The organism is Cupriavidus taiwanensis, assembly GCF_900250115.1.
Classification (GTDB): Bacteria; Pseudomonadota; Gammaproteobacteria; order Burkholderiales; family Burkholderiaceae; genus Cupriavidus; species Cupriavidus taiwanensis_B.
In genome coordinates this window covers 1,651,575-1,671,391 of sequence record NZ_LT984803.1, presented here as the reverse complement: position 1 = coordinate 1,671,391, position 19,817 = coordinate 1,651,575, and the positions used below count along the sequence as shown (strand labels likewise).

Here is a 19,817-nt window from a genome sequence, read left to right as displayed (position 1 = left end):
TGTATGGCCGGACGGCGGGGGAGCGTGATGTGGAGGATATAACACCGCGCCCCTGGTGTCACGGCGGGGCCGGCGCGCGCCGCCGGCATGCAAATCCTGCAACGCTGACGCACGGCTTGCCTGGGTGCGACCGCCGTACCGGCAGCCATTTGGCGACGGCGCGGCCCGTGATCGTGGAACGAAAGTTGCGTGGTTTCGCTTCCTCTTCCGGCAGCCCGCTCCGCAGAAGCGGCGCCGGCCGGTGGGGGAGGGCAAGTTCTCAGACCGACCAATGTGTCATGACAAGGAGTTGGCAATGAAACCAGGTTCGAGCGGGAAGACCGCAGGCAAGACCGCTGGCAAGGCCGGCGCCGACAAGAAGAACCCGGGCGCGCGCATGGACCGCGACGCCAGCGAGATCAGGAGCCGCAGCGCCGATCCGGGGCAAAGCAGCTATGGCGGCTTCCGCAACGAGGATCCGCGCCGGCAGCACCAGGCGGATAGCGGCAAGCCGAAAAAGCCCGCGCGCTAACGCCGCATGAAGCCGGCAATGGCTTCGGCGTAGCGGCGCACAACGGTCTTGCGCTGGTGGTCGGCCAGGAACAGTCGCAGGCTTGGCTCGCGACGGTGCGACTCGCCCGCGCAGACGGCCAGCATCGTTTCGCACAGCGAGTCCTCGCGGGGCTCCGTCACCCAGCCGAAGCCGTCGACGGCCTCGGGCAGCCCGCCGCGACGCGTGACGATGACCTCGCAGCCCGCCGCCAGGCCCTCCAGGGCCACGATGCCGAAAGGCTCATAGCCGATCGACGGCACCACCAGGCAGGCATGCTGCGCCAGCATCGTCGCCACCACCGCGGCCGGTTGCGCGCCGGCAAAGGTCACGGCCTCGGCGCACTCCAGTGTCGCCGCCAGAGCCACCAGTACCGCGTATTGCGGCCCGTCGCCGATCACCGTCAGGCGCACCTCGGGCCGCAGGGCGCGCAATCTGGCGAAGCTGCGCAGCAACAGGTCGACCCCTTTCTCCGTCACCAGCCTTCCGACGAAGGCGAAGCTGCCCGGCTGGCGGGGCGCGGCAGCGGACTTGAACAGGTCGTCGCAATAGCCGTTATGAATCACCAGCGGCTGGCCTGGCAGCCATCCGGCCAGGTACCGGCTGACGCAGATGTTGTCGTAGAAGCGCGACATCCAGCGCTTGACGTTGCCCGCCGTGAAACGCCGCGTCTCGCCATAGTTGCTATACGGGCCATGATGCGTCAGCACGATGCGGCGCAGGAGCACGGTGGCCAGCAATACGTCGTAGAAGGTCAGGCCGACGAATACGACTAGCGGGTGCCGCAGCATGGCGCGCGCCAGTTCGGCCATGCCCGCCACGCGCGTGACCGGATAGGGAAACGCCGGCGCGTCGCCAGCGCCCGCCGGCGTGCGCGTCGCCAGCTCGATCCGATAACCCAGCTCGGTCAGCCCCAGCGCCAGGTCTTCGGCAAAGCGCTCCATCCCGCCCACGGAGGGATGGAACGGGGCGCTGAATATCAGGAGATCGGGCAGCGGCGGCGCGATCTCCGGGGGCTCGGGCTGGCTCATCCTCGTTGCGCTCCATGGCTTGCACAGCACAGGCCCCCACTTAAGGGGACGGCAGCGTCAAGCATGCCGCCCGGCCGTGCGGCGTTCTGTGCGCTGGCGCACCGAGAAGGGTCAGGCGCGCAAGAACATCGTTACCCGGCATCGACAGCGTCGCGGGCGGCAGATGGTGCATCGCCGCTGGTTGAACCCGGGCGGGCAAAAGGCCGTACGGGTTACCCGGTTCACTGGGACATTTGAATCTGGCTATAAGCGGACATTACTATTTGGGGCCAACATGTGTTGTCAAAGCTAAATTGAAATGTCCGGTCTCTGGCTAAGTTGAAATGTCCGGTTGATCGGCTATTGGGGTGAGCGTAGGGCGGTAGTGCTGTCCTGACGTGACTGAGTCCAAGCCGTGCTGCCTGAGCCCTGTTGAACTGCCAGCGCAAGCTGAATCAGTTTTCCGTTCCGTTAAGCGGCCACGGCTGCTCCTGCAGCCTTTGCAACGCTTCCAACATATCGTTCTGGCCGAGCGACCGCTGCGATTTCTTGCCGGGCGGCCGTCCACGCTTGCGCGGAACCCCCTCCGTGCCAGGCACAGAGAGCGAACGCGTGTTATCGCGCTTCTCCTGCACGTATTGCGCCAACTGCAGCACATGTCCCAGGCGCTTGTTGTCCACGATCGCGCCCTGGTCCACTTCCGACAGCCGGTCATAGGTGGTGTAGGGCAGGGCGGCGCCATTAGCCCGCGGCTCGATCCTGCCATCTGGGTAGTGATAGACGTCGATGTAGCAGCCAGCCAGCTTGCGATGCTCCGGCGTGTCCGCCAGCAGGTAGAGCATCTTGTCGTACTGGATCGTCAGGCTCTTGGACACGCAGCGTGGCTCGCGCCACGCGAAGATCAGATCCAGATTCTCGTCCGGTCGCAGCGGTCGATGGGCGTTGTGGTTGTTGCGCGGCACCTTGGCAAAGCGCGCGTTGTAGTCGGCGATGAACTCCGCCATGAAGCCATTGGCCGCCTCCATGGTGCTGATGCCACGCAGGCGCAGCTCCTTGACCAGCCGGTCCTGCAAGGTCAGGTGTGTCCGTTCCACGCGGCCTTTTGCCTGGCTGCTGTTGGCGCAGATGCCTTCGATGTTCAGTTCGAACAAGGCCCGCGCAAACTGCGTATGGCCGTCGCCGCTAGTTGCTCCTTGCTTGTTGACCCGGAAAACGCTGGCCTTGTCACTGTAAAACGCCACCGGCTTGCCGTGGCGCTCCAGGTAGGCGCGGGTCGCCGCGAAGTACGTGAACGTGGCCTCCGAATGGGTAAAGCGCAGCTCCATGATCCGGCTGGTGGCGTCGTCGACATAAACGAGCAGCGTGCAGGCAGGCGCGCGTTCCTCAAACCAGCGGTGATCGCAGCCATCAATCTGAATCAGTTCGCCATAGCAGGCGCGCCGATTACGAGGCTGATAGACCTTGAGCGGGCGCTGTTTGCGCGGTACCCACAGGCCGGCAACCATCATCAGCCGCCGGACCGTTTCCTTCGCCAGAGTGAGCCCGTGTGCTTCGCGCAGCTTCTCGGCCGCCAGGGTCGGGCCGAAGTCGGCATAGTGTTCCCGGATCAGGCCGAGCGCTGCGGCTTCGCGCTCGCCAGACAGACGGTTGTTGCTGGGTCGGCCGCGCTTGCGCGAGACCAGCCCGGCTGGGCCTTCCAGCCGGTAGCGCTCCAGTAACCGCCGCAGCTGCCGGTCAGTGATCTCCAATCGTTCGGCGGCCACGCCGGGCCGCAACTGACCATCCATGACCGCCTGGACGGTCTTGAGCCTGTCAATCTCGCGCATGCTTACTGTAATGACCTCTGGTCTTGCCATGCCTGGCGTCTCCATTGCATTCAACCGGGCAGGCTGAATACCATGGGCAGCGCCTCGGGCGGACATTTCTACTTAGCCAGAAGCGGACATTACAACTTAGCCGCTACATGTGTGTTTCGCATAATGTATCTTATGTTAAATAAGATAGCCAGCATCGCAGTGTTTGCCTGCGTCCCCCACGCTGCTTTAGAAAAACGCAAGCGCCCAATCGCATTCCTTCCGTGCGCCAGCCCACATTGGCTCTCTGCCTGCCACCCTAAGCTAGAAAAGTCCGCTGTCAATGTCCTCGCGGCATTCATTCCACCGCGATTTCCCAGCGCGGAACTTCCGCATTCCCTGGCAACGCTGTCACCGCAGGAGGTGATGCAAATGCGTCAACGCATGATTTTCCGGAAAACCGTGTGGGCGTCAGTGCTTGGCTTTTCCCTGCTGGCGCCGCCGGTTCACGCGGCTTCCCCCGTCAGCTTTGACAATGACGCCTGCAACAACCCTTCTGCGGAAGCCAGGCTGAGGCAGCGAGAAGCTGCCGTGCTCGGTCCTGCCCATGCCGAGTCGCATGCCAGGGCACGTGCCAAGCAATGTCGCGTGGCAGCCGGGCTGGACCGGGTTGCCACGCCGGATGATCAGGTGCTGGCAGCGGCCAAAGCCCAGGCCACCAATACAGCCGGCCAATGGAGCGCGCCGTTCGTCATCCCGGTCGTCGGCATCACTGCGGTATTGCTGCACACCGGCAAGGTGCTGTTCTGGTCGTACGAGCCGACCGAATACCATAATCCCGCGGCATCGAACACCGGTGTCGCCTATGTCTGGGATCCTGTGACACGCACGGGGCATCCCATTACCCCTCCCGAGAACATCTGGTGTGCCGGCCAGACGATATTGAGCGACGGCAGGGTTTTCCTCGCCGGTGGCAATCTGCGCTATCCGGACCCGAATGCGCCGGAGGGCCAGCAGAACTTCCAGGGCGCGCTGAGCAGCTATACGTTCAATCCGCTCAGCGAGACCTGGACCGCCCAACCGAATATGTCGGTCGGCCGCTGGTATCCGACGCTGACCAAGCTGGCAGACAACAGGGTGGTCATCACCAGTGGCCTCGATGAAACGGGATCCGGAAATACCACGTCGGTAGTCGAACTGTTCACCCCTGCCGCGGGCATGGACAGCGTTGGCACGATGAGCACGGTTTCGTTCCACGACCCGTCCGGCATGTACCCGTTCCAATACCTGCTTGGTTCAGGCCAGATGATGCAGGCGGGGCCGGCCTTCTACAATACCGTGCTGTTGACGCCTGGCACGTGGTCATGGAGCGGCATTCCGAACATGCTGAGCTCGCACTATGAGTGGGCCAACGGCGTTCTGTATACCGATGCCTCGGTTACGCCCGTCAAGCAGGTCGTGATGATCGCTGGCGGCGCCGAGGGCGACAGCGCCTTCCGCAACAACGAATGGTTCGATGTCGGCGCCCCCAACGCCGGGTGGCGACAGTTTCCGCAATGGCTGCAGCCACGCCATAACGCCAATACCGTGATCCTGCCCGATGGCACGCTGTTTACGGTGGGTGGAAATGCCGCCAGCACCGGTTATGACAACCCGCATTTTGACAGCGAGCTTTACAACAAGCCGGCCGGGGATCCGACCGGGACCTGGATTCAGATGAGTCCGAACACCATACAGGCGGGCTACCACTCCAGTGCCATTCTGCTGCCTGACGCCACCGTCTTGCTGTCCCAGGATGATATGAATCCCCTGGCCGCCGCCACGCACCAGGCACAGGTGTATTCGCCACCTTACCTGTTCAAGGGCGCACGCCCCAGTATCACCAGCGCACCCGGTACATTGAGCCTGGGACAGACCTTTACCGTTGGCTCCAGCACCCCCAATGTTTCCAGCGTTGCCCTGGTGGCACCAGGGGCTGTGACGCACGCCAACGACATGCACCAGCGCTATGTCAAATTGCGCTATACCAAGCAGGGCGCGAAGAACCTGCGCGTGACCCTGCCCGCCTCCAGTTCACTGGTGCCGCCCGGATACTACATGCTGTTCATCCTCGATTCGCAGGGAGTGCCGTCGGTCGCCAAGTTCGTCCGGGTTTCCTGAGGCCGGAACCGCCCGGTATGGCGGCATGATTGTTGCAAGGGCGGGTATGGTTGCCCGTTCAGGAGACAGTCATGCCATGCGATGCACGCGAGCCCGGCCGCCCTGGCCGCCATGCCACAGCCGCGCTTGCGGCGATATTGCTTTGCCTGACGAGCGGCCTGTACGCCGCGCCACCGGCTGGCGATGTGGAGTTCATGAACAAGGCGGCACAGGCAGGCCAGATGGAGATCGATGCCAGCAAGCTGGCCGAAAGCAAGGCCACCAGTGGCGCGGTCAAGCGTTTTGCCGGGCAGATGCTGCAGGACCACCGCGCCGCGGCGGAAGACCTCAAGCGGCTGGCTAACGCCAAGGGCGTGCAATTGCCGACCACCCCGGCTCCCGCAGATCAGAAGAAGCTGGAAGCAATGGGCGCACTCCAAGGCGCCACCTTCGACAAGCAGTACGCCGACGAGGTCGGCGTCAAGGCGCACAATGATGCGGTGGCGCTGTTCCGCAAGGCCGCAAGCGACGCGCGCGACAGCGATGTACGCGATTTCGCCAAGAAGACCTTGCCCACACTCGAGCACCATCTGGAATCGGCCAGGAAGATGGCGTCGGAGGTATCGCGATAGCTGAGCGCAATGCCGGTCAGCTGGAGCTACGCCCGCCCTTCCCTTCGCGCCGCCAGTTGAACAGGTGTGGCGAATCGCGGCTGACCGGTGCATCAGGCAAGGCATCTGACGTCGGGGAGGCAAGATCGTGTGTACCAATTTCGCCGCAGTGACTGGCCCTGTGCTGCGCGAGGTGTTCGAGGCCGAGCCGCCGCCTGGCACATGGAAGCCGGAAATATGTGCGGGCGAGGCCGCGCCGATCATCCGTACGGATGCAGGCGGCCGGCGCGAATCTTTGCTGGCCACCTTTGGTCTCGTGCCACGCTCGCGCCACGTCCACGGCGCGCGGGATTTTGAAACCATGAACGTCCGCGCCGAGAGCGTCGGCGACCGGCGAGCGTCGTGCAGCGCGTGGCATCGCACCCAGTTTTGCCTGGTGCCTGCGATGGCCATTTACGAGCCGTGCTACGTCGCCGGCCAGGGCTGGATGCGGTACCGGATCTGGCTACCGGACGAGCCGGCCCTCGGCATTGCCGGACTGTGGAGGCAATGGCCGGATGGATCGTATTCCTTCGCCATGTTCACGGTGAGCGCACCGGGCCATGCGGTGATGAAGCTGATGCATGCGCCGGGCAAGGAAAAACGGTCGGTCGTGATGATTCCGCACCTGCAGTGGGGGGCATGGCTCGCATGCCGGGACCCTGAACTGGCGCGAAGCTTCATGGCGCTCTACCCGGCCGAGAAAATGATGGCTGTGCCAGACCCGCTCCCGCCCCCCTCCACCGAGGACTCCGGCACGGACGGCCTTGGTGCGCTGTCGCTGTAGCCGCGCTATCGCCGCCTACGCGAAACGGTCATGCAGGATGGAAGCGCTCAGCTGGCGCTTCTTCCAGTACATATGGTCGATGCGTTGCTGCAGCTTGCCCAGCACTGCGGAATCGAGACTGCCGAAGTTCAACAGCACGGCCGGATGCGTGCCGTCGCCGTCCTCGTGCTCGAGACTGTCGAACGGCGGAAATCCGTATTTTTCCAGGAACGCCTGGATCTCTTCGTCCGAGGTGTCGGGGTCGATATTGCTGAGCAGCAGGCGGCTCATTTTCTCTCTCCCAATTGCAAAGATGACGGCGGGTGCCTGCTTGGAGGTTAGCATCTCGGCACCGTCGCTGCAGGACGCCGTTCATGCCTTCGCGCCAAGCCGCTGCCAGCCATCGCCTTTTGCACTGCCAAGATTGAACGAATTCCTTTACCAGCACCGGCAGGGCTTGCAAATAATCCATGCCGATGCCGAGCTCACGCCAGGGCGGGTGGCGGCCGGCGTCTGGCCGCGCCAAAGACAAAACCCCTCGCAGCACACGCTGTCGAGGGGTTTTGCACAATAAGAGCCTGGCGATGACCTACTTTCACACGGGTAATCCGCACTATCATCGGCGCGGAGTCGTTTCACGGACCTGTTCGGGATGGGAAGGGGTGGTTCCAACTCGCTATGGTCACCAGGCATGAGGGGTTGTGGCGCTGTCGTGGGACAGCGTCACGAATCGGGATGTAGTGTCGGTTGTGTGTGTATCGAGGCACAAGGCGATCGCTCACCAGGTGAAACACACTGGTTATAGGATCAAGCCTTACGGGCAATTAGTACTGGTTAGCTTAACGCATTACTGCGCTTCCACACCCAGCCTATCAACGTCCTGGTCTCGAACGACCCTTCAAGGCGGTCAAGCCGCCAGGGAATCCTCATCTTCAGGCGAGTTTCCCGCTTAGATGCTTTCAGCGGTTATCTCTTCCGTACATAGCTACCCTGCGATGCCTCTGGCGAGACAACAGGTACACCAGCGGTACGTCCACTCCGGTCCTCTCGTACTAGGAGCAGCCCCCGTCAAGATTCCAACGCCCACGGCAGATAGGGACCAAACTGTCTCACGACGTTTTAAACCCAGCTCACGTACCTCTTTAAATGGCGAACAGCCATACCCTTGGGACCGGCTACCCCAGGATGAGATGAGCCGACATCGAGGTGCCAAACACCGCCGTCGATATGAACTCTTGGGCGGTATCAGCCTGTTATCCCCAGAGTACCTTTTATCCGTTGAGCGATGGCCCTTCCATTCAGAACCACCGGATCACTATGTCCTGCTTTCGCACCTGCTCGACTTGTCGGTCTCGCAGTTAAGCACGCTTTTGCCATTGCACTTTAGGTACGATGTCCGACCGTACCAAGCGTACCTTCGAACTCCTCCGTTACACTTTGGGAGGAGACCGCCCCAGTCAAACTGCCTACCATGCACTGTCCCCGACCCGGATTCACGGGCCAAGGTTAGAACCTCAAACAAACCAGGGTGGTATTTCAAGGACGGCTCCACGTAGACTAGCGTCCACGCTTCAAAGCCTCCCACCTATCCTACACAGATCGGTTCAAAGTCCAATGCAAAGCTACAGTAAAGGTTCATGGGGTCTTTCCGTCTAGCCGCGGGGAGATTGCATCATCACAAACACTTCAACTTCGCTGAGTCTCGGGAGGAGACAGTGTGGCCATCGTTACGCCATTCGTGCAGGTCGGAACTTACCCGACAAGGAATTTCGCTACCTTAGGACCGTTATAGTTACGGCCGCCGTTTACCGGGACTTCAATCAAGAGCTTGCACCCCATCATTTAATCTTCCGGCACCGGGCAGGCGTCACACCCTATACGTCCACTTTCGTGTTTGCAGAGTGCTGTGTTTTTATTAAACAGTCGCAGCCACCATTTTATTGCAACCCCTTCACCCTTCTGGCGCAGGCCAGTCAAGCTACCAGGGCGTACCTTATCCGAAGTTACGGTACCAATTTGCCGAGTTCCTTCTCCCGAGTTCTCTCAAGCGCCTTAGAATACTCATCTCGCCCACCTGTGTCGGTTTGCGGTACGGTCTCGTATGACTGAAGCTTAGAGGCTTTTCTTGGAACCACTTCCAATTGCTTCGCAGCACTAGGCCGCTCGCCCCACACTCTTGAATTCCGCGCCCGGATTTGCCTGAGCGCCTTCTCCAATGCAGGGACCGGGACTTCCAACACCCGGACAACCTTCCGCGATCCGTCCCCCCATCGCATCATACGACGGTGCAGGAATATTAACCTGCTTCCCATCAGCTACGCATCTCTGCCTCGCCTTAGGGGCCGACTCACCCTACGCCGATGAACGTTGCGTAGGAAACCTTGGGCTTACGGCGAGGGGGCCTTTCACCCCCTTTATCGCTACTCATGTCAGCATTCGCACTTCTGATACCTCCAGCATCCTTTACAAGACACCTTCACAGGCTTACAGAACGCTCTCCTACCACGCACTTGCGTGCGTCCGCAGCTTCGGTATATAGCTTAGCCCCGTTACATCTTCCGCGCAGGACGACTCGATCAGTGAGCTATTACGCTTTCTTTAAAGGGTGGCTGCTTCTAAGCCAACCTCCTGACTGTTTTAGCCTTCCCACTTCGTTTCCCACTTAGCTATATTTGGGGACCTTAGCTGGCGGTCTGGGTTGTTTCCCTCTTGACACCGGACGTTAGCACCCGATGTCTGTCTCCCGTGATTGCACTCTTCGGTATTCGGAGTTTGCTATGGCGGGGTAATCAGCAATAGACCCCCCAACCATGACAGTGCTCTACCCCCGAAGGTGAGACACGAGGCACTACCTAAATAGTTTTCGGAGAGAACCAGCTATTTCCAGATTTGTTTAGCCTTTCACCCCTATCCACAGCTCATCCCCTAACTTTTCAACGTTAGTGGGTTCGGTCCTCCAGTACGTGTTACCGCACCTTCAACCTGGCCATGGATAGATCATCTGGTTTCGGGTCTACACCCAGCGACTCAACGCCCTGTTCGGACTCGCTTTCGCTACGCCTTCCCTAATCGGTTAAGCTTGCCACTGAATGTAAGTCGCTGACCCATTATACAAAAGGTACGCCGTCACCCCTTACGAGGCTCCGACTGTTTGTATGCATGCGGTTTCAGGATCTATTTCACTCCCCTCCCGGGGTTCTTTTCGCCTTTCCCTCACGGTACTGGTTCACTATCGGTCGATCACGAGTATTTAGCCTTGGAGGATGGTCCCCCCATCTTCAGACAGGATTTCACGTGTCCCGCCCTACTTGTCGCACACCTAGTTCCACAAGTCTGTTTTCGCATACAGGGCTATCACCTGCTATGGCCGGGCTTTCCATCCCGTTTTGCTAACAGTCTTGCTAAAGAGTGCAAGGCTCTTCCCATTTCGTTCGCCACTACTTTGGGAATCTCGGTTGATTTCTGTTCCTGCAGCTACTTAGATGTTTCAGTTCGCCGCGTTCGCTTCCCACACCTATGGATTCAGTGTGGGATGACCCATACGGGCCGGGTTTCCCCATTCGGACATCTCCGGATCAAAGCTTGTTTGCCAGCTCCCCGAAGCTTTTCGCAGGCTACCGCGTCCTTCATCGCCTGTGATCGCCAAGGCATCCACCACATGCACTTGTTCGCTTGACCCTATAACAAGTGTGTCTCATCGACACGCTCACTACAGGTTGAGTTCTCGCATTTGTGCCGTATTCCAAGTCATCTTTCGATCACTTAAATACATTTTGGTTGATACAATCACAACCCGGTATCACGTTAAACTACATGTGCGTCTCATCAACGCACCGTGACACCTTTACTACATCCCATATTGTTAAAGAACAGCCGATCTTGCGATCGCTTGGCAATGCCAAATGCAAACGCTCAATGCTAAGCGCTTGCATTTGGCCACCTGGCCTTAACCAACAAACTACCGATAAGTGTGGACGCTCAACGTTGGCTGCACGCTCTGAAAGGAGGTGATCCAGCCGCACCTTCCGATACGGCTACCTTGTTACGACTTCACCCCAGTCATGAACCCTGCCGTGGTAATCGCCCTCCTTGCGGTTAGGCTAACTACTTCTGGCAAAACCCACTCCCATGGTGTGACGGGCGGTGTGTACAAGACCCGGGAACGTATTCACCGCGGCATGCTGATCCGCGATTACTAGCGATTCCAGCTTCACGTAGTCGAGTTGCAGACTACGATCCGGACTACGATGCGTTTTCTGGGATTAGCTCCCCCTCGCGGGTTGGCAACCCTCTGTACGCACCATTGTATGACGTGTGAAGCCCTACCCATAAGGGCCATGAGGACTTGACGTCATCCCCACCTTCCTCCGGTTTGTCACCGGCAGTCTCTCTAGAGTGCCCTTTCGTAGCAACTAGAGACAAGGGTTGCGCTCGTTGCGGGACTTAACCCAACATCTCACGACACGAGCTGACGACAGCCATGCAGCACCTGTGTCCACTTTCCCTTTCGGGCACCTAATGCATCTCTGCTTCGTTAGTGGCATGTCAAGGGTAGGTAAGGTTTTTCGCGTTGCATCGAATTAATCCACATCATCCACCGCTTGTGCGGGTCCCCGTCAATTCCTTTGAGTTTTAATCTTGCGACCGTACTCCCCAGGCGGTCAACTTCACGCGTTAGCTACGTTACTGAAGAAATGAATCCCCAACAACTAGTTGACATCGTTTAGGGCGTGGACTACCAGGGTATCTAATCCTGTTTGCTCCCCACGCTTTCGTGCATGAGCGTCAGTGACGTCCCAGGGGGCTGCCTTCGCCATCGGTATTCCTCCACATCTCTACGCATTTCACTGCTACACGTGGAATTCTACCCCCCTCTGACATACTCTAGCCTGACAGTCACAAGCGCCATTCCCAAGTTGAGCTCGGGGATTTCACGCCTGTCTTATCAAACCGCCTGCGCACGCTTTACGCCCAGTAATTCCGATTAACGCTCGCACCCTACGTATTACCGCGGCTGCTGGCACGTAGTTAGCCGGTGCTTATTCTTCCGGTACCGTCATCGACGCCGGGTATTAACCAGCGCCATTTCTTTCCGGACAAAAGTGCTTTACAACCCGAAGGCCTTCTTCACACACGCGGCATTGCTGGATCAGGGTTGCCCCCATTGTCCAAAATTCCCCACTGCTGCCTCCCGTAGGAGTCTGGGCCGTGTCTCAGTCCCAGTGTGGCTGATCGTCCTCTCAGACCAGCTACTGATCGTCGCCTTGGTGGGCCTTTACCCCACCAACTAGCTAATCAGACATCGGCCGCTCCTGTCGCGCGAGGCCTTGCGGTCCCCCGCTTTCACCCTCAGGTCGTATGCGGTATTAGCTAATCTTTCGACTAGTTATCCCCCACGACAGGGCACGTTCCGATGTATTACTCACCCGTTCGCCACTCGCCGCCAGGCCGAAGCCCGCGCTGCCGTTCGACTTGCATGTGTAAGGCATGCCGCCAGCGTTCAATCTGAGCCAGGATCAAACTCTTCAGTTCAATCTCTGTGTGGGTCCGAAGACCCTCGCTCTTTCGAGCGGTCGCTCACTCTCAGAAAACTGACTGACCAGATCCGAAGACCCGGTCACGTTTTGCTGTGCGAGCACTGTATAACTTTTAAGCTAAAAGACCGAAGTCTTTCGCATCCGCTATCAAGCGCCCACACTTATCGGTTGTTTGTTTGTTAAAGAACTTCGCCGCCCGGCTTTGCCGTTCAGCGCGCTGCGTTGTCAGCAGCGAAGGAACGAGACTTTAAAGAAATTTTTTCGATTAAGCAACTGATTTCGAAAAATTCTTTATTGCGCCGGACGCCCTCTTTCGAGTCAACTCTCGCGCGCCGTTCCTTTCCCGTTGCGCGATGTCTTGCGAACGAGGGGGCGAATCTTAATGCCTGGATGCGTGCCTTGCAAGTGTTTTATCCCACGCAACAAAAAGAGCCTCTTCTGTCACCTAGAGGCGTTCCGCCCCACCAGGCGCGTCATATTTGCCCGGTGGCGCGGTGCCGTCGGCGTCGCCCGCATTTACCTGAACGGCCGCAAGAGCCTCAGTCGGTCAGTTTCTTGGGGCGTACCGCATCGGCCGTACCCTGGATAAAGGCCTGGATCTTGATGACGTCTTCTGCGCTCAGCTTGCCGGGGAAATCCGGCATGCCCTGGCCGACGTAAGGGCCGTTGAATACGATCTTGTCCAGGTTCTGGATCAGGCCCGAGCCCACATAAGCCAGGTTAGGAATATTGCCGCCCTTGTCCACACCCGGCACGCCATGGCAGAACACGCAGTTGTTGACGTACAGCTTCTGCCCTTCCTGCACATGGCCGGGATCGTACTTTACGCCCTGCAGCAACTCGGCCATCGGATACGGAGCGGACGGCGGAGCCTTGGCCTTGCCGCCGATGGCAAAGGTGTAGACCGTGCCGGGCGCCTTGCGGTCGGTGGCGCGAGTGCTCAGGCCGAACACGCCGCCCCAGCCCACCGCGATCGACACATATTGCTTGCCGTCGACCATGTAGGTGACCGGCGGCGCCACCACCCCGGTGCCGGTCGGGGTCTCCCACAGCTTCTCGCCGGTCGCCGCATGGTAGGCGATGAAGCGGCCGTCGGCGGTGCCCTGGAACACCAGTTCTCCGGCGGTGGTCAGCGTGCCGCCGTTCCACGGTCCGGTGTAGTCCTGCTGCCAGACCGCCTTCTGCCGGACCGGGTCCCAGGCGATCAGCCGTCCCATCGGCTTGCTTTTCGGCGGCTCGGCGTTGACCAGCATGCCGAGGTTCCAGCCCACTCCGCGGTGCGCTTCCGGCGAGTCCTTCTGGTTATGCACCCAGTGCTTGTTGTCGGCCAGGGTCAGCGGTACGTGCTGCGCCGGGATATAAGCCAGGCGCAGGCGCGGGTTGTATGACATGGCATGCCAGTTGTGCGCGCCGAAGGGTCCGGGCACGGCATCGACCGGCCTGCCCGAAGTGTCCGCCTGCGGCGTCTCGATCGGACGTCCATTCTTGTCATAGCCAGATGCCCAGTTGACATCGACGAAGTTCTTTGCCGAGATGAACTTGCCGTCGGTGCGGTCGACCACGAAGAAGAAGCCGTTCTTGGGCGCGTGCAGCAGCACCTTGCGCAGCCTGCCGTCGATTTTCAGGTCGGCCAGGATGATGTCCTGGGTCGAGGTGTAGTCCCAGTTGTCCCCCGGCGTTTCCTGGTAGTGCCAGACGTACTCGCCGGTGTCCGGGTTCAGTGCCACCACCGAGGCCACATAGAGGTTGTCGCCGCCCTTGGGACTGCGCACCTTGCGGCTCCAGGGACCGGCATTGCCGGTGCCGATGTACATCAGGTTGAGATCGGGGTCGAAGGCCATGGTGTTCCACACCGTGCCGCCGCCGCCGTTGACCCAGTACTTGCCGGCGGGATCCCAGGTGCCGGCCGCGCGAGCCATGGCTTCGTTCTCGAATGGCCTGGACGGGTCGCCCGGCACCGTAAACCAGCGCCACTGCTGGGCGCCGGTCTCGGCGTCGTAGGCGGTGATATAGCCGCGTGCGCCATATTCTGCGCCTCCATTGCCGATGATGACCTTGCCCTTGTACACGCGCGGCGCGCCGGTGATGGTGTAGGAATGGCTGCGGTCGACGATGGTGTCCTGCTCCCAGACCTTCTTGCCGGTGGCGGCGTCGATGGCTATCAGCCTGCCGTCGAACGCGCCGACATAGACCTTCCCCTTATGCAGCGCGACGCCGCGGTTGACGACGTCGCAGCAGCCCTTGTAGGCCATCTCGCGCGGCACCTTGGGATCGTAGCTCCACAACTTCCTGCCGGTGCGCGCGTCGATGGCGTGGACCACGCTCCACGGCGCCGTGACATACATCACGCCGTCCACTACCAGCGGCGTGGCCTCGACACCGCGCGTCGATTCCAGGTCATAGGACCAGGCCAGGCCGAGGCTTCCGACGTTGCCGCTGTGAATCTGGTCGAGCTTGCTGAAACGCGTTTCCGCGTAATCCAGCCCGTAGGTAGGCCAGTTCGGGGTGCTGGCCTCATTGGCGCGAATCGCTGCGCCATCGATGCGCGTCGTGGCCGCGCGGATTTTATGCGCGGCGAGCGACTTCGCCCGGCTGCCAGCCGCTACATCCGCTGCATCCGCCGCAAGCGCGCCCGCAGAGGGCAGTGCCACCAGCGCCAGCGCCACCGCGGCCAGAGTGCGCGCATGCCCGCCCGCCCCGCATTGTTTGCGTCCTGCCATGTTGTTCTCCTCTCTCTGTCAGTTCGTGGCTCTGTCAGAACACCTTGAGCAAACGAAGGTTGAAACGGCTGCCCTCCCGCGGGCCATTGCGTACCGAGATGTCTCGTCCATAGGTGCCGAGCACCTGAACCGTAGGCATGGGAAACCACGCCATGCCTACGGAGAACTTGGACGTATTGGTGTGGTCATTACGCGATACGCCGTTCACCTTGCTTTCGCCGCCGCTCGCGTATGACAGCCCGCCGCGGATGTCGAAGCTGTCGGTCAGGTGGTAGCGCAGCCATGCCTGCCCCTGGAACAGCGGATCCTGCCGGAGCGTGGCAGCGGTCGGGCCGAATTTATCGTTGCTGCCGAAGAAGGTCACGTCGGCGACCAGTTCCAGCGTGAACTTGTCGACCAGCGGGGTGATATAGCCCGCCTGCAGCGCGAACTTCCAGCGATGCTCGCCCAGGTTCAGCGGCCGGTCCTTGTCGTAGCTGCCCACCGGCACGAACAGGAAGGGCGTGATGCCGAAATAGCGCTTCTTTTCCGGCTGGTTCACCAGCCAGACCGTGGCGGCCAGCATCAGGTCACCCACGCCGCTGGCGCTGCCAAGCGCGCTGAGGTTATCGGTCGCGCGCAGCTTGCCGAACGGCAGCAGGAACTGCGGGTCGACGGTGTAGCCACCGATCTCCATGAAGCGCACATAGCGCACGATGCCGATATCCGAATCCAGGTTGCCGCCGGCGATGCGCTGGCCGCCGGCGTAGAGCTTGTCGCGCTCGACGTGCTGGTAGTACAGCAGGCCAAGATTGGTGCCTGCCGGCAGTGCGGTGTAGTCGCCTGCATCCACGTCGATCGCCAGCGCCGGCGCCGCGCCAAGCAGCAGCGCCGCGCCGGCCGCGCTGCGGCGCAGGGCCGAGCGCATCCCCGGGCGGAATGCCGTCCGTAGCTTCCTCATGTCTCCTCCATTTCTTCTATTTGGATTTGCCCGTGCGCCGGCACGGCCAGGTTGCCGCGCAGCCCCGCCCGGGCGGCGGGCAAGCAGGTAAGCGATCAAGGGGGGAAGCGGTTCAGCCCGCTTGCTGGCGCGCGATATTGATCACGCTCAGTTGCGCATACTCGGCCAGGCCCGCGGCCGCAAACTCCACGCCTAGGCCGGACTCCTTGGCGCCCACCAGCGGGATATGCGGGCCGAAATGCAGATGCTGGTTGACCCAGGCGGTACCGACATCGAGCCGCTGCGCCACCGCGTAGGCGCGTTGCAGGTCGGACGACCATACCGAACCGGCCAGGCCGTAAGGCGAGGCGTTGACGCGCGCCAGCGCCTCGTCGATGTCGTGGTACTTCAGCACCGGCAGGATCGGCGCGAATTGCTCTTCGGCCACCAGTTCGTTGTGGTCGGGCAAGTCGCGCACAATGGTGGGCGCGACGAAATAGCCGTCGCCACGCAGCGCGGCACCACCCGTCAGAATCTTGCCGTCGCGACGGGCGGCGGCCAGGAAGCGGCCCGCCTTGTCGAACTGCATGGCGTTCTGCAGCGGCCCGATGGCAACGCCGGGCTCCGCGCCATTGCCGACCACCGCTGCACTGGCCAGGTCGGCCAGCGCCTCGCACAGATCGTCATGGATCGAAGCGTGCACGTACAGGCGCTTGAGTGCCAGGCACACCTGGCCGCAGTTGTAGAAGGCGCTGGCGAAGATCTTTGGTGCGATCTCAGCCACGCTGGCATCGTCGAGCACGATGGCGCCATCATTCCCGCCCAGCTCCAGCGTGACGCGCTTGAGCCGCGGACCGGCGCTTTCCATCACTTTCTTGCCAGTTGCGGTGGAACCGGTGAAGGACACCTTGGCCACGTCAGGGTGCGCGGTCAGGAAGCCGCCGAGGTCGTTGCGGTCGGTGATCACATTGAGCACGCCCGGCGGGAAGATGTCCTTGGCCAGCGCGCCCAGCCGCAGCGAAGCCAGCGGCGTGGTCGGCGCGGGCTTGAGCACGACCGTATTGCCCAGCAGCAGTGCGGGAGCGATCTTGTAGGCCGCTATCAGCAGCGGGAAATTCCACGCGGCAATCGCCGCCACCACGCCCAGCGGCTTGTGATGGATTTCGATGCGATGACTGGTGTCGTCCTGAACCACCTCAACCGGAAGCTCTAGTCCGGCGAGATGCCGGACGAAGGCTTGTGCGTACGCCAGTTCCTGATGCGCTTCCGCAAGCGGTTTGCCCTGTTCCAGCACCAGCAAGGCCGCCAGCTCCTCGGCATTGGCCCCCATTTCGTCCGCAAAGCGAAGCAGCAGCGCGCGCCGTGCCGGCAGGCCTGCTGCAGCCCAGCCGGGCTGGGCCTGCCTGGATGCGGCTACCGCGTCGCCCGCCTAGCGTTCCGTGGCGCACGACACGGTAGTGAATACCTGGCCGGTGGCCGGGTTGATGACATCGAGGCGGGCTGTGCCCTCGACCAGTTTTCCGCCTATCAGCAGTGCTGCGTTGATTGCCATGTGCATGGTCTCCTTTGGTCCCCTTGTTCCGTACGCGCGGTGTTTGCCGCACGCTCGGCTCCCTGGACGCAAAGGCTGTGCCTGAGCCGTGTACCGGCGCCTGCAGGCTGCGCCATGGCCCGACATCCCGCAGGCTTTGCCCGCTTCGCGGCGCGGGCGATGCGCCTGCCTGTCGCAGTCTGAACCAGTGTCTCGATACAGCTGCGACACCGAATTTGCTGGCACGCAAAGAAAACCCCCCGCAGCCCTTGCACAGGCTGCGGGGGGCTGAAGCGCACCAGCGCCATAGCTCAGGCGGACTTGCTGCGCGCCAGCTTGCGATACAAGGTCGCTCGCGAGGTGCCGAGCGCGCGCGCGGCCTGCGAGCGGTTGCCGCTGAGCGCTGCCAGGGTGCGGTGGATCAGCTCGCTCTGCATGTCGGCCAGCATGGTCGACTGCGCGTCCGGCCTGGCTGGCAAGATGCCGGCAGCCGGCGCGCCGATCGCCGCCACCGTCAGCCAGCCCTCGTCGAAGTGTTCGCGTTGCACCAGTTCACTGTCGCCGGACAGCGCCATGGCGGCACGCAGCACCTGGTGCAGTTCACGGATGTTGCCCGGCCATTGATGCGCCATCAGCACCGCCATCACATCGGCTTCGAGCCGCTTCGGGCGGCCGCGCGCCAGCGACTGCACGATCGCGTCGATAAGTTCAGGCAAGTCGGTGCGCTCGCGCAGCGCCGGCATGCGCACTGACATGCCGTTCAGGCGGTAGAACAGGTCCTGGCGGAAGCTGCCTTGGCGCACCAGTTCGTCCAGGTTGCGGTGGGTGGCGCAGATCACGGAAATATCGACCGGCACCGGCTTGCTGCCGCCGACGCGCATCAGGCTGCGCTCCTGCAGCACGCTCAGCAGCCGCGTCTGCAGCGGCAGCGGCATATCGCCGATCTCGTCGAGAAACAGGGTGCCATGGTTGGCCTGCTCGATCTTGCCGATGCTGCCGCCCTTGCGGCTGCCTGTGAACGCGCCGTCGGCGTAGCCGAACAGTTCTGCCTCGGCCAGGCTTTCAGGAATCGACGAACAGTCCAGCGCAACAAAGGCGGTGCCAGGGCGGCTGGCGTCATGCAGCGCGCGCGCCAGCAGGCTCTTGCCGGTGCCGGTCTCGCCCAGCAGGATCACCGGGACCTGCTCGCCGATGACGGTCACGGCCTTTTCGAAGGCACGCCCGAGGGCCGCGTCGGCAATCCGGCAGCCTGCGCCGCCGGCTGGCATGGCCGCGGCGGTGCGGCGTCGCCGTGCGTGCGGCTCCAGCGAAACGAAGAAGCGTTCGCCGCTGCGGGCGCTCAGCGAGGCCAGGGCCGGTCCCGGGGCGCCATGCAGAGCGCCGGCAAAAATCTCGCGCAAATCGGTGCCCTCGCCGCTACCGGCGCGCAGGCCAAGCATTTGCCGGGCGGCGCGGTTGGCGGCGATGATCACGTCGTCGTCGGAAATGGCGATAATGCCTTCGGCAGGCGTATGCAGCATGCGATGGTCGTGATGCAGACGCACGATGCGGCGAGCCGGCAGCCTCGCGTACAGGCGGTTTTCGATCGACATGGCGGCAGCCTGCACGCGACTGAGCGCGTAGGCGGGCAGGTCCACGCCGAAGCCGGTAACATCGAGCACGCCGATCAGCCGGTCGTGGCAGTCGTAGATCGGCGCCGCCGCGCAGACCACATCGATGAGCTCGTTCAGGTAATGCTCGCCACGACGTATCTCCACCGACACGCCCCCTTCGCTCAGCACGCAGCCAGGGGCATTGGTGCCGAGCGCGGCTTCGCACACTTGCTTGCCACCACGAATTGCGGCCGCAGCGGTGGGCGCCGCGCTCGGACTGCTGCTGGCGCTGACGATCATGCCTGCCGCGTTGGTGCAGAACACCAGCCAGTGTTGCGCGGGAAACGCGCGCGCCAGGATCTCCATGTCCTCGCCAGCGGCATCTATCAACACACGGTGTTCGTCCTCGAGCCGCTGCAGCTGGCCATGCGTGACGAAGTTGCTGAACAGGGCACGATCCTCTGGCCGCAGCCCCGAACTCGCGGCGCGCCCCCAGGAGCGGGCAACCAGCTCGGGGACCGTTCCAGGCGGAATCAGTTTGCCGTCGAAGAAGTTCCGCCGCGCGATTTGCACGTCACGTACCAGGCCATCCGCCGCATGCCTCATTCCCTTGTCTCCACACTGTTTCTGT

The 19,817-nt window shown here is 61.8% G+C and carries 11 protein-coding genes, 3 rRNA genes and 1 pseudogene; 4 read left to right on the top strand and 11 right to left on the bottom strand.

The features are described 5' to 3' along the window. Positions 1-295 precede the first annotated feature (295 nt). Positions 296-511 carry a hypothetical protein gene (locus CBM2586_RS07950; protein ID WP_115662115.1) on the top strand — a complete coding sequence of 72 codons (216 nt, stop codon included), beginning with the start codon at positions 296-298 and terminating at the stop codon, positions 509-511. Here CBM2586_RS07950 and CBM2586_RS07945 read toward each other — a convergent pair. Both CBM2586_RS07945 and CBM2586_RS07940 read right to left on the bottom strand, forming a co-directional pair. Continuing rightward, positions 508-1,560, bottom strand: coding sequence for a glycosyltransferase family 4 protein (locus CBM2586_RS07945; RefSeq protein ID WP_115687188.1), 1,053 nt, complete (start codon positions 1,558-1,560; stop codon positions 508-510). The genes CBM2586_RS07950 and CBM2586_RS07945 overlap by 4 nt on opposite strands. A 434-nt stretch (positions 1,561-1,994) precedes the next feature. Beyond that, positions 1,995-3,395: an ISNCY family transposase gene (locus CBM2586_RS07940; RefSeq protein ID WP_115687187.1), complete on the bottom strand. Its 1,401-nt coding sequence runs from the start codon at positions 3,393-3,395 to the stop codon at positions 1,995-1,997. A gap of 369 nt (positions 3,396-3,764) precedes the next feature. Between CBM2586_RS07940 and CBM2586_RS07935 the strand changes: the two genes are divergently transcribed. The 3 genes from CBM2586_RS07935 to CBM2586_RS07925 all read left to right on the top strand — a co-directional run bounded on the left by CBM2586_RS07935 (position 3,765) and on the right by CBM2586_RS07925 (position 6,908). Next, positions 3,765-5,492 (top strand): glyoxal oxidase, encoded by a 1,728-nt coding sequence (locus tag CBM2586_RS07935; RefSeq protein WP_240988068.1) that lies wholly within the window; start codon positions 3,765-3,767, stop codon positions 5,490-5,492. A 71-nt stretch (positions 5,493-5,563) separates the two neighbouring features. Next, entirely contained in the window at positions 5,564-6,103 is a 540-nt protein-coding gene (locus tag CBM2586_RS07930) for a DUF4142 domain-containing protein (RefSeq protein WP_115662117.1), read from the top strand. Between the two features lie 127 nt (positions 6,104-6,230). Continuing rightward, the gene (locus CBM2586_RS07925) at positions 6,231-6,908 is read left to right on the top strand and encodes an SOS response-associated peptidase family protein (protein WP_115687186.1); all 678 of its coding nucleotides are present in this window, start codon (positions 6,231-6,233) and stop codon (positions 6,906-6,908) included. A 15-nt stretch (positions 6,909-6,923) separates the two neighbouring features. Here CBM2586_RS07925 and CBM2586_RS07920 read toward each other — a convergent pair whose 3' ends face one another. The 9 genes and pseudogenes from CBM2586_RS07920 to CBM2586_RS07885 all read right to left on the bottom strand — a co-directional run bounded on the left by CBM2586_RS07920 (position 6,924) and on the right by CBM2586_RS07885 (position 19,792). Continuing rightward, positions 6,924-7,178, bottom strand: a complete 255-nt coding sequence (locus CBM2586_RS07920) for an RNA-binding protein (protein WP_115662119.1) — start codon at positions 7,176-7,178, stop codon at positions 6,924-6,926. A gap of 285 nt (positions 7,179-7,463) precedes the next feature. Beyond that, positions 7,464-7,577: ribosomal RNA gene (gene rrf / locus CBM2586_RS07915) — 5S ribosomal RNA — on the bottom strand. Positions 7,578-7,690: 113 nt separating this feature from the next. Next, positions 7,691-10,565 (bottom strand): 23S ribosomal RNA (locus CBM2586_RS07910). 322 nt (positions 10,566-10,887) lie between these two features. Beyond that, positions 10,888-12,419: ribosomal RNA gene (locus CBM2586_RS07905) — 16S ribosomal RNA — on the bottom strand. The 16S, 23S and 5S rRNA genes sit together here, the layout of an rRNA operon. A 544-nt stretch (positions 12,420-12,963) precedes the next feature. Beyond that, positions 12,964-15,144, bottom strand: a complete 2,181-nt coding sequence (locus tag CBM2586_RS07900) for a PQQ-dependent dehydrogenase, methanol/ethanol family (protein ID WP_115687185.1) — start codon at positions 15,142-15,144, stop codon at positions 12,964-12,966. Positions 15,145-15,178: 34 nt separating this feature from the next. Continuing rightward, positions 15,179-16,084 (bottom strand): transporter, encoded by a 906-nt coding sequence (locus tag CBM2586_RS07895; RefSeq protein ID WP_373424197.1) that lies wholly within the window; start codon positions 16,082-16,084, stop codon positions 15,179-15,181. Positions 16,085-16,196: 112 nt separating this feature from the next. Next, positions 16,197-17,474: pseudogene (locus CBM2586_RS07890) on the bottom strand (aldehyde dehydrogenase family protein); the annotation flags it as partial. Between the two features lie 18 nt (positions 17,475-17,492). Beyond that, positions 17,493-17,615 carry a hypothetical protein gene (locus CBM2586_RS32415; RefSeq protein WP_258874940.1) on the bottom strand — a complete coding sequence of 41 codons (123 nt, stop codon included), beginning with the start codon at positions 17,613-17,615 and terminating at the stop codon, positions 17,493-17,495. Between the two features lie 290 nt (positions 17,616-17,905). After that, positions 17,906-19,792, bottom strand: a complete 1,887-nt coding sequence (locus CBM2586_RS07885) for a sigma-54-dependent Fis family transcriptional regulator (RefSeq protein WP_115687183.1) — start codon at positions 19,790-19,792, stop codon at positions 17,906-17,908. Positions 19,793-19,817 lie beyond the last annotated feature (25 nt).

Coding starts and splice junctions, on each gene's coding strand:
- CBM2586_RS07945 (WP_115687188.1), bottom strand. CDS start 1,560: ATGAGCCAGCCCGAGCCCCCGGAGATCGCGCCGCCGCTGCCCGATCTC.
- CBM2586_RS07950 (WP_115662115.1), top strand. CDS start 296: ATGAAACCAGGTTCGAGCGGGAAGACCGCAGGCAAGACCGCTGGCAAG.
- CBM2586_RS07920 (WP_115662119.1), bottom strand. CDS start 7,178: ATGAGCCGCCTGCTGCTCAGCAATATCGACCCCGACACCTCGGACGAA.
- CBM2586_RS07895 (WP_373424197.1), bottom strand. CDS start 16,084: ATGAGGAAGCTACGGACGGCATTCCGCCCGGGGATGCGCTCGGCCCTG.
- CBM2586_RS07900 (WP_115687185.1), bottom strand. CDS start 15,144: ATGGCAGGACGCAAACAATGCGGGGCGGGCGGGCATGCGCGCACTCTG.
- CBM2586_RS07940 (WP_115687187.1), bottom strand. CDS start 3,395: ATGGCAAGACCAGAGGTCATTACAGTAAGCATGCGCGAGATTGACAGG.
- CBM2586_RS07935 (WP_240988068.1), top strand. CDS start 3,765: ATGCGTCAACGCATGATTTTCCGGAAAACCGTGTGGGCGTCAGTGCTT.
- CBM2586_RS07930 (WP_115662117.1), top strand. CDS start 5,564: ATGCCATGCGATGCACGCGAGCCCGGCCGCCCTGGCCGCCATGCCACA.
- CBM2586_RS32415 (WP_258874940.1), bottom strand. CDS start 17,615: ATGGCAATCAACGCAGCACTGCTGATAGGCGGAAAACTGGTCGAGGGC.
- CBM2586_RS07885 (WP_115687183.1), bottom strand. CDS start 19,792: ATGAGGCATGCGGCGGATGGCCTGGTACGTGACGTGCAAATCGCGCGG.